This is a genomic window from Streptomyces sp. NPDC043726 (assembly GCF_056436565.1).
Genome location: NZ_JBWKCI010000012.1, coordinates 1 through 13,767 on the forward strand (window position 1 = coordinate 1; position 13,767 = coordinate 13,767).

The window sequence follows — 13,767 nt, forward strand, 5'->3', positions numbered from 1 at the left end:
GGGAGGCGGCGGGCGGCGGTGCGGAAGGTGCCGTGGGGCTGCTGGGGGGTGCCCTCGGAGCGGGGGAAGAACTCGTACCAGGAGCCGTACAGGGCGCGTTCCCGCTCGACCAGCAGGGGCAGCGGGTCGGAGGCGGTGACCAGCTCCCGCAGCGGATACCGCGACAACACCTCGTCCACCGGGGGAGTCAGGGCCGCCGCCAGCCGTGCGGTCGCGGGGCGGGAGTCGTCGCGGAGGTGCTCGACCGCGGTGAGCAGGGTCCGCCGCTGCTCCGCGGGGACCTCGGTGGCCGCCCGCTCGTACAGCCGGGCGCCCTCCTCCAGGACCAGCTCCGTGTCCATCCCCGCCGGGATCTTGATCTGGGCGTGGTGGCGCCAGGTGGCGACCGGATCGCCCCACGCCTCCACGGCGTACGTCCACAGTCCCGGGGCGTCGGGGGTGACGTCGGCGCCCCAGCGGTCGGTGCCCGGCGCCAGTTCACGCATCGGCGTCCAGGGGCCCGGCCGGCCCTCGGGATCCCGCAGAACGACATTGGCGGCCACGGCGTCGTGCCCCTCGCGGAACACGGTCGCCGAGACCTCGAAGGTCTCGCCGACGACCGCCTTGGCCGGGCGGCGGCCACCCTGGACGAGCGGGCGGACATCGAGGACGGGTATGCGTCCGATGACGTGAGGCCCGGCGGTGGAGGGTGGCTCCGCGGCGGCCGGGCCGCGTACTTGAGGTGCTTCGGACTTGCGCGTCGGAGGTGCTGACGAGTGGTGCGTGGCGGGCATGACCGCTCCTGTCCGCGTCAACGTTGGGTGGGCGGATGGCTGTGGGGAGGTGGGTCCTGCGGGTGCAGCTGTGGCGTGCCTGTGGTGTACCGGAGGAGCCTTCCCACCCTATTCGGGTGAGCAATCCGGCACTTTGCTAACTACTCACGCGTATGTCTGCACACAAGACCGGCCCCGTCCGGACAGACGGGGCCGATCCTCGCGTGCCGCCCTCAACAGGTCGCGAACAGGCCACTACGAGCCCGGTACCTGCAGAAGTTTGTTCGGTGAGCCGAGCCCGCGTCCGGAGACCTTTCCGTTCGCCGCCCCGGCCACGAGCGCCTTGGACACCTGTGCGGGAGTGGCCCTGCGGTGGTCGGCGAGGTAGAGCGCGGCCGCGCCCGCCGCGTGCGGCGCCGCCATCGACGTACCGGAGTAGGTCGCCTTGGCGCTGTCGCCCGCGTACGACGTCGAGGTGATCGCCACGCCCGGGGCGAACAGGTCGAGCGAGGAGCCGTAGTTCGAGAACCCCGCCCGCGTGTCCTTGCGGTCGGTGGCGCCGACGGTGATGGCCGGGCCCACACTGGCCGGTGAGTACAGGCCCGCCGGGAGACCGTCGTTGCCCGCGGCGACCGTGTAGGTGACACCGGAGGCGATGGAGTTGCGGACGGCCGCGTTCAGCTGGGCGTTGTAGCCGCCGCCCAGGCTGACGTTGGCGACCGCGGGCTTGCGCGCGTTCCGGGTCACCCAGTCGATACCGGCGATGACCTGGGCCGTGGTGCCGGCGCCCGCGTTGTCGAGGACGCGCACGGAGACCACCTTCGCCCGCTTGGCGACCCCGTACTTGGACCCGGCGACCGTGCCCGCGACATGTGTGCCGTGGCCGTTGCCGTCACCCGCCGACTTGTCGCCCCCGACGAAGTCCCAGCCGTGGCTCGCGCGGCCGCCGAAGTCCCTGTGCGAGACGCGGACGCCGGTGTCGATCACATAGACCGTCACCCCGGATCCCGCGGAATCCGGCCAGGTGTACCGGTTGTTCAGCGGCAGCCCGCGCTGGTCGATCCGGTCCAGGCCCCAGGACGGCGGGTTCTTCTGGGTGTGCTCCAGCGTCACCCGGGTGTCCTGGACGACCGAGGCGACACGCGGGTCCGCCGCGAGGCGCTCGGCCTGTCTCTCGCTCGCCCTGATCGCGTAGCCGTTCAGGACCGTGCCGTAAGTGTGGCTGATTTTCGCCCCGTACGTCGCGGCGAGGCCCTTTCCGGCCGCCGACGGAGCCCGCGTTCCCCCCTTGAGTGTCACCAGGTAGCTCCCGCTGACGGAGCCGGGCTCACCGGCGCCGAGTATGAGCCCCTCCGGTGCGGCGTGCGCGGGCGGGCTGATGGCCGAAAGTGCCGCGGCACACGTCACCGCGGTCAGGCCCCCCGCCCAGCGCAGACGCCTGCTTCGCGTCCGTGCCATGGTTCGAGTCCCCTCCTCGATACGGCGTCCGGCCACCGCTGACCGCCGGGTGCACCCGGCGTGGGCCGGAACGCCATGTGCAGCCTCTCGTGGCGGGCGAAGTCGCCACAAGGACGCCTACAGGGGCGGAATCGGCCATATCCCCGATGGCGGATCCAGGAAGGTTGCGGCTCTTTTCGGACGGAGTGCGCATGTCGCCCGAGTGGAGTCCGAGTCGAGACCGGATGGAGACGCGGGGAAAGGCGCCGTGGTTACGGAGCGCCCACACCGATACCGTGCAGATGATGACAGGACGCACACCGCCGTGCGTCCTCTTCCGCACGCCTGCCGAGGTGGAATGTGAAGGCGATCCGTCGATTCACCGTCCGTCCCGTTCTCCCCGAACCCCTCCGGCCGCTCAGCGACCTGGCGCGCAATCTGCGCTGGTCCTGGCATGCGGAGACCCGCGACCTCTTTCAGTCAGTCGACCCCGAGCGCTGGGCCTCCTCGGACGGTGACCCCGTACGGCTCCTGGGCAGTGTGCCGCCCGGGAGACTGGCCGAGCTGGCCGAGGACCGCCGTTTCCTGCGCCGTCTGGCCGCGGTGGCCGACGACCTGAACGACTATGTCTCCGGGGAGCGCTGGTATCAGTCCCAGTCCTCCGAACTGCCCGCCGCCGTCGCCTATTTCTCCCCCGAGTTCGGTATCACCGCCGCCCTGCCGCAGTACTCCGGAGGCCTCGGCATCCTGGCCGGCGACCACCTGAAGGCGGCCAGCGATCTCGGGGTGCCGCTCATCGGAGTGGGCCTGCTGTACCGGCACGGCTACTTCCGGCAGACCCTTTCGAGGGACGGCTGGCAGCAGGAGCACTACCCGGTGCTCGATCCCAACGAACTGCCGGTGGCGCTGCTCCGGGAGGACGACGGCACCCCCGCCCAGGTCTCCCTCGCGCTGCCCGGCGGCCGCTCGCTGCACGCCCGGATCTGGCTGGCCCAGGTCGGCCGGGTCCCGCTGCTGCTGCTCGACTCCGACGTGGAGGAGAACGACCTCGGCGAGCGCGGGGTGACCGACCGGCTCTACGGCGGCGGCAGCGAGCACCGGCTGCTCCAGGAGATGCTCCTCGGCATAGGAGGTGTGCGCGCGGTCCGGACGTACTGCCGGCTGACCGGGCACGCGGAACCCGAGGTCTTCCACACCAACGAGGGGCACGCGGGCTTCCTCGGCCTGGAGCGGATCGCCGAACTCGCCGACCGCGGGCTCGACTTCGACGCGGGGCTCGAGGCGGTGCGGGCCGGGACGGTGTTCACCACCCACACGCCCGTCCCCGCCGGCATCGACCGCTTCGACCGCGAGCTGGTCGCCCGCCACTTCGGACCCGACGCCGAACTCCCGCGCATCGACGTCGAACGGATCCTCCAGCTGGGCATGGAGACCTACTCGGGCGGCGAGCCCAACGTCTTCAACATGGCCGTGATGGGCCTGCGCCTCGGCCAGCGGGCGAACGGGGTCTCGCTGCTGCACGGCAACGTCAGCCGCGAGATGTTCTCCGGCCTGTGGCCGGGCTTCGACGCCGACGAGGTGCCGATCACCTCGGTCACCAACGGCGTCCACGCCCCGACCTGGGTCGCCCCCGAGGTGTTCCGGCTCGGCGCCAAGCAGATCGGCGCCCAGCGCACCGAGGACGCCCTCACCGTCGGCGGCTCGGACCGCTGGGACGCGGTGGCGGACATCCCCGACCAGGAGATCTTCGAGCTGCGCCGGGTCCTGCGCGAGCAGCTGGTGGTGGAGGTGCGCGAGCGGCTGCGGGCCTCGTGGCGGCAGCGCGGCGCGGGCAGCGCCGAGCTGGGGTGGATCGACGGGGTGCTCGACCCCGACGTGCTCACCATCGGCTTCGCCCGCCGCGTCCCGTCGTACAAGCGGCTCACGCTGATGCTGCGCGACCGCGACCGGCTGCTGGACCTGCTGCTGCACCCCGAGCGGCCGGTGCAGATCGTGGTGGCGGGCAAGGCGCACCCGGCGGACGACGGCGGCAAACGGCTCATCCAGGACCTGGTGCGGTTCGCGGACGACCCGCGGGTGCGCCACCGCATCGTCTTCCTGCCCGACTACGGCATGGCCATGGCACAGAAGCTGTACCCGGGCTGCGACATCTGGCTGAACAATCCGCTCCGGCCGCTGGAGGCGTGCGGGACGAGCGGGATGAAGGCGGCCCTGAACGGCTGCCTGAACCTGTCGGTGCTGGACGGCTGGTGGGACGAGTGGTTCCAGCCGGACTTCGGCTGGGCGATCCCCACGGCCGACGGCTCCGCCACCGACGTCGACCGGCGCGACGACATCGAGGCGGCGGCGCTGTACGACCTGCTGGAGCAGCGGGTCACCCCGCGCTTCTACGAGCGCGGCCAGGGCGGGCTGCCTGACCGCTGGATCGAGATGGTCCGCCAGACCCTGACCCTGCTCGGCCCGAAGGTGCTGGCCGGGCGGATGGTCCGGGAGTACGTCGAGCGTCTCTACACCCCGGCCGCGCTCGCCCACCGCTCGATGGACGCGGAGGCGGCGCGGGAACTGGCCGAGTGGAAGGCGCGGGTGCGGGGCGCCTGGCATGGGGTGACGGTCGACCACGTGGAGACCTCGGTGGCCACGACCACCGCGGAACTGGGCACGACCCTGAGCCTGCGGGTCCGCGTCGGCCTCGGCGACCTCGGGCCCGACGACGTCGAGGTGCAGGTGGTCTCCGGCCGGGTGGACGCCGAGGACCGCATCACCGACGCGGCCACGGTCCCGCTGAAGTCGACGGGCGGTCCCGACCTGGACGGACGCTGGGTGTACGAGGGCCCGCTGTCCCTCGACCGCACGGGTCCGTACGGCTACACGGTACGGATCCTTCCGGCCCACCGGCTGCTGGCGTCCAGCGCGGAGCTGGGTCTGGTGACCTCGCCCTCGCAGGACGTGGTGGAGGGCGCCGGAGTGCTCATGCGCTGAGGCCCGACCGGCGGGGGCGTCACTCCTCGGCGTCCCCGCACAGCCTGCGCAGTATCACCCCGCACCGGCGGGCGTACGCCTGTTGCAGGCCGCGCGTGGCCGGACCGCCCGCCTTGGCGTACCACTTCGCGGGCCGGCTGAAGGCCCGCACCGTCAGCCACACGGTGCCGTCCCCGGTGCGGTCCACGAGGAAGGCCTCCTCCCCGCACTCCGGGTGGCCGGCCAGCGTGCCGTACGCCCAGCCGGCGCGGCGGTGTTCCTCCACGGTCCAGACGACGCGGCACGGCGCCTTGATGACACCGGCCAGGGTGACCGTGACGTCCACGCCGGGTGCCGCCCGTTCGGCGGCGGTGTCGATGCCGACGCCCAGCGCCCGGTGCATCCCCCAGGTCAGTACGGCCTCGGAGGCGCGGCGGAAGACCTCCTGGCCCTCGCCGAGGCGGGTGCGCACATGCAGGGGGTGGAAGCCGGGCGGACAGAACTCGGGGTCTCGGGTGGCGCCGACGTGGTCGTACGAGAAGGCCATGGGGCCTTAGCGTACGGCGGCACCCGGGGCCGCCTCTGTCCCGGGTGCCGCCTGTCCGTGCCTGTCGGTCAGCTGACGTTGACCGCCGTCCAGGCCGCGGCGACCGCGTTGTACTCGGTGCTGCCGGAGCCGTACAGGGCCGAGGCCGCGCTCAGCGTGGCCGTGCGGGCGGCCTTGTAGTTGGTGGTCGAGGTCATGTACTCGGTCAGCGCCTTGTACCAGATCCTGACCGCCTTGTCCCGGCCGATGCCGGTGACCGTGGAGCCGTTGTACGTCGGCGAGTTGTAGCTGACGCCGTTGATCGTCTTGGCACCGCTGCCCTCGCTCAGCAGGTAGAAGAAGTGGTTCGCGGGGCCGGACGAGTAGTGCACGTCCAGGCTGCCCAGCGAGGAGGACCAGTAGTTGGCGGAGGAGCCGTCCTTGCTGGGCTGGTCCATGTGGCGCAGCGGGGTGCCGTCGCCGTTGATGTCGATCTTCTCGCCGATGAGGTAGTCGCCGGTGTCCTTGGAGTTGGCCGCGTAGAACTCCACGGCCGTGCCGAAGATGTCCGAGGTCGCCTCGTTCAGGCCGCCCGACTCGCCCGAGTAGTTGAGCCCGGCGGTGTTGGAGGTGACGCCGTGCGTCATCTCGTGCCCGGCGACGTCCAGGGACGTCAGCGGCTTCAGGTTGCCCGCGCCGTCGCCGTACGTCATGCAGAAGCAGCTGTCGGACCAGAAGGCGTTGACGTAGGCGTTGCCGTAGTGGACCCGGGAGTAGGCGGCGACGCCGTTGTTCTTGATGCCGTTGCGGCCGAGGACGTTCTTGTAGAAGTCCCAGGTGACCTGGGCGCCGTAGTGGGCGTCCACGGCGGCGGTCTGGGAGGTGGAGGAGCTGGACGCGGCTCCGGTGCCCCAGGTGTCGTCCGCGTCGGTGAAGAGGGTGCCCGCCGAGGAGGAGGTGGAGCGCGCCTTGTTGTACGTCTTGTGGGCGCCGCGGGAGGCGTCGTTCAGCTGGTAGGTGGAGCCCGACAGCGAGGTGCCGATGGTGACCGTGCCGCTGTACTGGCTGTTGCCGGTGCCGGTCTGGATCGCCTCCCACTCGTACAGCTTCTCGCCGGTGGTGGCGTCGGTGACGACGTGCAGTTCCTGCGGGGTGCCGTCGTGCTGGAAGCCGCCTACGACCGTCTCGTAGGCGAGTCTCGGCGTGCCGCTCGCGGCCCAGACCACCTTGCGCGGGGCCTTGTCGGCGGCGGACTTGGTCGAGCCCTCCGCCTTCGCGGCCCGCACGGCCTGCCGCTCGGCGGCGGCCTTGGTGACGTCCGCGCTGAGGTCGGCGACCTTGACGGCGGCCTTGGTCGCCTTGGTGACGCCCGCGGTCTTCCCGGACGCGGTCTCGTGGACGATCAGGTCGCCGCCGAGGACGGGGAGGCCGGCGTAGGTGCGCTCGTAGCGGGTGTGGGTGGTGCCGTCGGCGTCCTTGACGACGTCCTTGACCACCAGCTTCTCCCGGGCGCCGAGGCCTATCGCGTCCGCCGTCGCGGGCGCCTCGGCGGACGCCTGCTGGATCAGGGCGGTGCGGGCGGCGGCGGTGAGCCGGACCGGGGTGGCGTCGGCGGCCGGGTCGGTCTTGGCGGCGGCACCGGTGCTGGTCAGACCGGTGGTGAGGAGGGCTCCGGCCGCGATCGCGGTGGCGATGGCCAGGGTGGTGCGCTGGTGACGCGCGTAGCGGGGGGTCACACAAGCTCCTTATGTGGGGGAGGGCTGAGAGGTTGTGCGGCGGGTGAGGGAAGAGTGGCACCTGGGACGCGTACATGTCAGGACCCCCTGGTGATGTTGGCCGAAACCTGGCTGTCCGGTGAACGTTTCAGAAAGGTAAAGCGGGCGCCGTCCCGGGGAGTTGAACCACCGGGACGACGCCCTGTTCAGGAGGGAGCGGGACGTTCTACGGGAACGTCAGCTTCCAACTGTTGATGTAGCCGGTGTCGATGGCCGCGTTGTCCTGGACCCGCAGCAGCCAGGTGCCGTTGGCGACCTCGGAGGAGGCGTTCACCGTGTACGTGGTGTTGATGTTGTCCGAACTGCCGCCGGTGCCGTAGCCCTTGAGCGTGTACGCCGTGCCGTCGGGCGCGACGAGCTGGACCTGGAGGTCACCGATGTAGGTGTGGACGATGTCCACCGCCACGGCGAGGTTCGACGGCGCGTTGCCCGTCCGCCCGGAGACGGTGATCGGCGAGGTGACCGCCGCGCCCCGGTCCGGGATCGCCACGTCGGCGGTGTTCTCGAAGGACGTGCCGCCACCGCCGCCGGGACGCGAGCCCACCGCGACGCCCGCCCAGGCGTGCTGCACCGCCGCGTACTCGGGGCTGGTGGTGCCGTACAGCTCACCGGCCGCCGCGAGGGTGCCGGTGCGGGCGCCCGCGTAGTTGGTGTTCGAGGTGAACTTCGTGGTCAGCGCGCGGAACCAGATCTTCTCCGCCTTGTCCCGGCCGATGCCGGTGACCGGAAGGCCGTCCGAGGTGGACGAGTTGTAGGTGACACCGTTGATGGTCTTGGTGCCGCTGCCCTCGCTCAGCAGGTAGAAGAAGTGGTTGGCGGGACCCGACGAGTAGTGCACGTCGATCGACCCGATGCCGGAGTACCAGCTGTCCTTGGACGCGCCGTCCTTGCTCGGCTTGTCCATGTAGCGCAACGGGGTGCCGTCGCCGTTGATGTTGATCTCCTCGCCGATGAGGTAGTCACCGACGTCGGAGGAGTTGTTGGCGTAGAACTCGACGGTCGAACCGAAGATGTCGGAGGTCGCCTCGTTCAGACCCCCGGACTCGCCGCTGTAGACGAGGCCCGCGGTGTTGGAGGTGAGACCGTGGGTCATCTCGTGCGCGGCCACGTCGATCGAGGTCAGCGGGTTGGCGTTGCCCGAGCCGTCGCCGTACGTCATGCAGAAGCAGCTGTCGGACCAGAACGCGTTGACGTAGTTGTTGCCGTAGTGGACCCGGGAGTAGGCGCCCACGCCGTCACCGCGGATGCCGCTGCGGCCGTGCACGTTCTTGTAGTAGTCCCAGGTCAGCGCGGCGCCGTAGTGGGCGTCGGCGGCGGCCGACTCCAGGTTGGACGGGCTGCCGTTGCCCCAGACGTCGTCGGGACCGGAGAAGAGCGTGCCGGTGCCGGACGTGCCGCGGTTCAGGTTGTACGTCCTGTGGTTGCCGCGCGCGCCGTCGGTGAGGTTGTACGTCGACCCGGACTGCGTGGTCGTCAGCGGGACCGTGCCGGAGTACACCGTGTTGCCGGTGCCGGTCTCGATGGCCTCCCACTCGTACAGCTTCTCGCCCGTGGTGGCGTCGGTGACGACGTGCAGTTCCTGCGGGGTGCCGTCGTGCTGGAAGCCGCCGACCACCGTCTCGAAGGCGACCTTCGGGGTGCCGCTCGCGGCCCAGATCACCTTGCGGGGCGCCCGGTTGACGTCCGCGTCCTCGGCCCGCTCCGCCTTCGCCGCGGACAGCGCCTGCCGCTCGGCCTTCGCCGCGGAGACCGCGGCCTTGGTGGTGGCCGGTGCGATGGCCTTCTTGGTGGCCTTCACGACGGCGGCCGTGGCGTCCGCCTTGGTGCTCTTGACGACGAGGTCGCCGCCGAGGACCGGCAGGCCGTCGTAGGTGCGCTCGTACCGCGTGTGGATCGTGCCGTTGCCGTCCTTGAGGACATCGCGGACGACCAGCTTCTCCTTGGCGCCGAGGCCCAGTTCGCGGGCGGTGTCCGCCTTGGCGGCGTTCGCCGTGCGGATCAGCTCGGCCCGCTGGGCGGGGGTGAGCTTGACCGACTCGGAGCCCGGGATGACCTTGCCCGCGGCCGACGGTGCCTTCTCCGGGGCTGCGGTGGCGGCGCCGGACTGGACGGCCGCGGCGACCAGGGCGGCCACCCCGACGAGGGCGACTGCGGCGGCCCGGCGGGTGGTGGATCTGTGGGGGGTGCGTCTGTCTGAGGAACTGCTTCTCAAAACCGACTCCTTCTGCGCGGCCGCGGATCGCGCGGCCAGGGGAGACCGGTCGGCGGATCGGCCGGCCGGGCAGAGCAGGGTGGTGCGCAGAACCACGTGCGGGAGCGTCGGCCGCCCAACGGGCGAACTATGGGGTTGCTGTGAAGCGGCCGTGGGAAGAGTGGCAGGAGATTGCCGGTTCTGTCAGGGGCGCGTCAGAAAGTTGGCCGGAAATCGTTCGTTGTCCGGGAGTTCATGTTCGCTATACGGACGCGTGGCTTTGTAGGGTTACGCCAGACGAGCGGGCGCGCTCACGCCAGGCTGTCCCGCCACGCCCGGTGCAGATCCGCGAACCTCCCTGTCCCCGCGATGAGTTCGGCGGGGGAGCCGTCCTCGACGATCCGCCCGTGCTCCATCACCAGCACCCGGTCCGCGATCTCCACGGTGGACAGCCGGTGCGCGATCACCACCGCCGTACGCCCTTGCAGCACCGTCGCCATCGCCCGCTGCACCGCCCGCTCGCCCGGGATGTCCAGCGAGCTGGTCGCCTCGTCCAGGATCAGCACCGCCGGATCGGCGAGCAACGCCCGCGCGAACGCCACCAGTTGGCGCTGGCCCGCCGAGATGCGGCCGCCCCGCTTGCGGACGTCCGTGTCGTAGCCGTCGGGCAGGGCGCTGATGAACTCATGGGCGCCGATGGCCTTCGCGGCCCGCTCGATCTCCTCCCGGCCGGCGTCCGGGCGCCCGAGGGCGATGTTCTCCGCGACCGTGCCGGAGAACAGGAACGCCTCCTGGGTCACCATCACCACCCCGCGCCGCAGCTCGGCCATGGACAGCTCCCGCAGGTCCACCCCGTCGAGCAGCACCCGGCCCTCGGAGGGGTCGTAGAACCGGGCGAGCAGCTTCGCCAGCGTCGACTTGCCGGCGCCGGTCGAGCCGACCACCGCGACCGTCTGCCCGGCCGGAAGGGTGAGGTCGAAGGTGGGCAGCACCTCGCCGCCGGTGCGGTAGGCGAACCGCACGCCGTCGAAGCCGACCTCGCGGCCGGGGTGCTCGGACTCCCGTGCCGGGAGCTGCCGGGGAGCCGAGGGCTCGGGCACGGACGGGGTCTGCGCCAGCAGTCCCGCGATCTTCTCCAGGGAGGCCGCCGCCGACTGGTAGGAGTTGAGGAACATGCCGAGCCGGTCGATCGGGTCGTACAGCCGCCGCAGGTACAGCACCGCCGCGGCCAGCACCCCGAGCGCCAGGGTGTCGCCCGCGACCCGGTGGGCGCCCCACAGCACGATCAGCGCGACGGCCGTGTTGGCGACCAGCCGGGAGCCGACGACGTAGCGGGCCATCTCCAGCAGCGCGTCGCCGTTGGTGCGTTCGTGCCGCTTGTTGAGTACGGCGAAGTCGGCGTCGTTGACGGCCTCGCGGCGGAACGCGCGCACCGGCCGGATGCCGTTCATCGTCTCCACGAACTTCACGATCACCGCGGCGATGGCGGTCGACCGCACCCGGTACACCCGCCCCGCGCGCCGCTGGTAGCCGCGCATGAGCAGGTACAGCGGCACGAAGGAGGCCACCGCGACCGCGCCGAGCCCGAGGTCCAGCCAGAGCAGCATCGCCGAGATGTAGACGAACGACAGGATGACGGTGACGAGTTCCTGGAGCCCCTCGCTGAGCAGTTCCCGCAGCGATTCCACGTCCGTGGTGGAGCGGGAGATCAGTCGGCCGCTGGTGTAGCGCTCGTGGAAGTCGAGGCTCAGCGCCTGGGCGTGCCGGAAGATGCGGCCGCGCAGGTCCAGCAGCACGTCCTGGTTGACGCGGGCGGCGGTGATGACGAACGCGTACTGGAGCGCGCCGGACAGGGCCGCGCAGAGCAGATAGCCCACGGCCACCGCGATCAGCGGGCCGTGGTCGTCGCGGCGGAACGCGGGCACGGCCTGGTCGATGGCGTACGCCACCAGCAGCGGGCCCGCCTGGACCGCCGCCTGCTGGACGAGCAGCAGCAGCGTGGTGAGCGCGACGCGGGCCCTCATCGGGGCGAGCAGCGACCGCAGCAGCGCGCCGGTGGCGCCCGGGGCGGTGGGCAGGACGTCCTGGTCGAACGGGTCCCCGGCCCGCTCGCGCCGGGGCTCGCCCTTGGCCGGTGCCGTGGTGGTGGGCGCGGTCATCGGCGGGCCTCCTGGTCGACACCCGGCATCAGGCGGGCCTCCTGGTCGGCTCCCGGCATCAGGTGGGCCCCCTTGTCTGCTCCCGACGTCGGGTGGGCCTCTTCGTACGAGCCCGACATCAGGTCGGCCTCCCCCTCCGCCCCCGGCATCAGGTCGGCCTCTCCGTCCGCTCCCGACATCAGATGGGCGTACTCGGCGTTCGTGCGCAGCAGTTCGTGATGGGTGCCGATCGCGGTGATCCGGCCGCCGGACAGCAGTGCGACGCGGTCGGCGAGCAGCACGGTGGACGGGCGGTGCGCCACGATCAGCGCGGTGGTCTCCGCGAGCACGTCCCGCAGGGCTGCCTCCACGGCCGCCTCGGTGTGCACGTCCAGCGCGGACAGCGGATCGTCCAGCACCAGGAACCGCGGCCGTCCTACGACGGCCCTGGCGAGCGCCAGCCGCTGCCGCTGCCCACCGGACAGGCTGAGCCCCTGCTCGCCGACCTGGGTGTCGGTGCCGTCGGGGAGCGCGTGCGCGAAGTCGGCCTGGGCGACGGAGAGGGCCCGCCGGAGATCCGCGGCGCCGGCCGCGTCGTCGGCGCCCATGAGCACGTTCTCCCCGACGGAGGCGGAGAAGAGGGTGGGCTCCTCGAAGGCGACGGCGACCCGGGAGCGCAGCTCCTCCCGGGACATCGCCATGATGTCCTCCCCGTCGAGCGTGATCCGCCCGTCGGTGACCTCGTGCAACCGGGGCACGAGCGCCGTGAGCGTGGTCTTCCCGGACCCGGTCGCGCCCACGAGGGCCATGGACTCGCCGGGCAGGATGTGCAGGTCGACGCGGTCGAGGACGGGCGGGGAGCCGGGGGGAGCGTCCGGGTAACGGAAGGTGACGTTCTCGAAGAGGAGCCCTCGGCTCACCGTGGGCCGCGTCCTTCGCGGCTCGGCCGACTCCGGTTCCTCGTCCATCACCTCGAAGTACCGCTCCGTGGCGGTGGCCGCCTCCTGGCTCATCGCGAGCAGGAACCCGATCGACTCGACGGGCCACCGCAGGGCGAGAGCCGTGGACAGAAAGGCGACCAACGTGCCTGCGGACAGCGCGCCGTCCGCGACCTGCACGCACCCCACCACGAGCGCCGCCCCCACCGCCACCTCGGGCAGCGTCACGATCACCGCCCAGATGACGGCCAGCAGCCGGGCCTTGCGCAGCTCCGTCCCACGCAGCGTCCACGACAGATCCCGGAACGCCCGTGCCTGGCTCCGGTGCCGCCCGAACCCCTTGATGATCCGGATCCCGAGCACGCTCTCCTCGACCACGGTCGTCAGATCCCCGACCTGGTCCTGCGCCCGCCGGGCCACCTCGGCGTACCGCTTCTCGAAGACCACGCACATCACGATCACCGGCAGGGCGGGCCCGAGGATCACGAGTCCCAGCGTCCAGTCCTGAAGCAGCATGATGATCACGCCGACCAGGATGGTGACTCCGTTGACCAGCAGGAACGTCAGCGGAAAGGCGAGGAACATACGCAGCAGCATCAGATCGGTGGTCGCCCGGGACAGCAATTGCCCGGACGCCCACCGGTCGTGGAAGGCGACCGGAAGCCGTTGCAGATGCCGGTAGAGCCCCGCCCGCATCTCCGCCTCGACGTGCGACAGCGGCCGTGCCACCAGCCACCGCCGCAGCCCGAACAGCACGGCCTCGCCGACCCCGAGCAGCAGCAGGAACAGCGCCCCGAGCCACACCCCGGCCGGATCCCGGCCGGCGACCGGTCCGTCCACCATCCACTTCAGGACGAGCGGGATCACCAGCCCCACGCACGAGGCGAGGATCGCCACGAACGCGGCGGTGAACAGCCGCGCCCGCACGGGCCGGACATACGGCCACAGGCGCAACAGGGTACGGACGGCGGAGCGTTCCGCTGCGGTTCCAGGTGTCGTCGGCATCAGCAGCGAGCCTACGGATCGCCACTGACATCGCCCACCGAGTTTTG

General features: G+C 71.4%; 8 protein-coding genes. 1 reads left to right on the top strand and 7 read right to left on the bottom strand.

Annotation, left to right across the window (positions count from 1 at the left end; translation table 11 throughout):
• Both AC068Z_RS31050 and AC068Z_RS31055 read right to left on the bottom strand, forming a co-directional pair.
• On the bottom strand, positions 1-773 hold a 773-nt coding region (locus tag AC068Z_RS31050), incomplete at its 3' end, for a maltotransferase domain-containing protein (protein WP_478563007.1).
• 234 nt (positions 774-1,007) lie between these two features.
• Positions 1,008-2,210, bottom strand: coding sequence for a S8 family peptidase (locus tag AC068Z_RS31055; RefSeq protein WP_478563010.1), 1,203 nt, complete (start codon positions 2,208-2,210; stop codon positions 1,008-1,010).
• A 339-nt stretch (positions 2,211-2,549) separates the two neighbouring features.
• On the opposite strand from AC068Z_RS31055, the gene glgP reads away from it, so the two are divergent.
• Positions 2,550-5,168 (top strand): alpha-glucan family phosphorylase, encoded by a 2,619-nt coding sequence (gene glgP / locus AC068Z_RS31060; protein WP_478563012.1) that lies wholly within the window; start codon positions 2,550-2,552, stop codon positions 5,166-5,168.
• A 19-nt stretch (positions 5,169-5,187) separates the two neighbouring features.
• Here glgP and AC068Z_RS31065 read toward each other — a convergent pair whose 3' ends face one another.
• The 5 genes from AC068Z_RS31065 to AC068Z_RS31085 all read right to left on the bottom strand — a co-directional run bounded on the left by AC068Z_RS31065 (position 5,188) and on the right by AC068Z_RS31085 (position 13,720).
• A complete protein-coding gene (locus AC068Z_RS31065; protein WP_478563015.1) occupies positions 5,188-5,694 on the bottom strand; it encodes a DUF1990 family protein in 507 nt (168 codons plus the stop codon).
• A 68-nt stretch (positions 5,695-5,762) separates the two neighbouring features.
• Entirely contained in the window at positions 5,763-7,409 is a 1,647-nt protein-coding gene (locus AC068Z_RS31070; RefSeq protein WP_478563018.1) for a M4 family metallopeptidase, read from the bottom strand.
• Positions 7,410-7,614: 205 nt separating this feature from the next.
• A complete protein-coding gene (locus AC068Z_RS31075; protein ID WP_478563021.1) occupies positions 7,615-9,660 on the bottom strand; it encodes a M4 family metallopeptidase in 2,046 nt (681 codons plus the stop codon).
• A 290-nt stretch (positions 9,661-9,950) separates the two neighbouring features.
• Positions 9,951-11,798: an ABC transporter ATP-binding protein gene (locus AC068Z_RS31080; protein WP_478563024.1), complete on the bottom strand. Its 1,848-nt coding sequence runs from the start codon at positions 11,796-11,798 to the stop codon at positions 9,951-9,953.
• Entirely contained in the window at positions 11,795-13,720 is a 1,926-nt protein-coding gene (locus tag AC068Z_RS31085) for an ABC transporter ATP-binding protein (RefSeq protein WP_478563027.1), read from the bottom strand. The genes AC068Z_RS31080 and AC068Z_RS31085 overlap by 4 nt, the downstream gene beginning before the upstream one ends.
• Positions 13,721-13,767 lie beyond the last annotated feature (47 nt).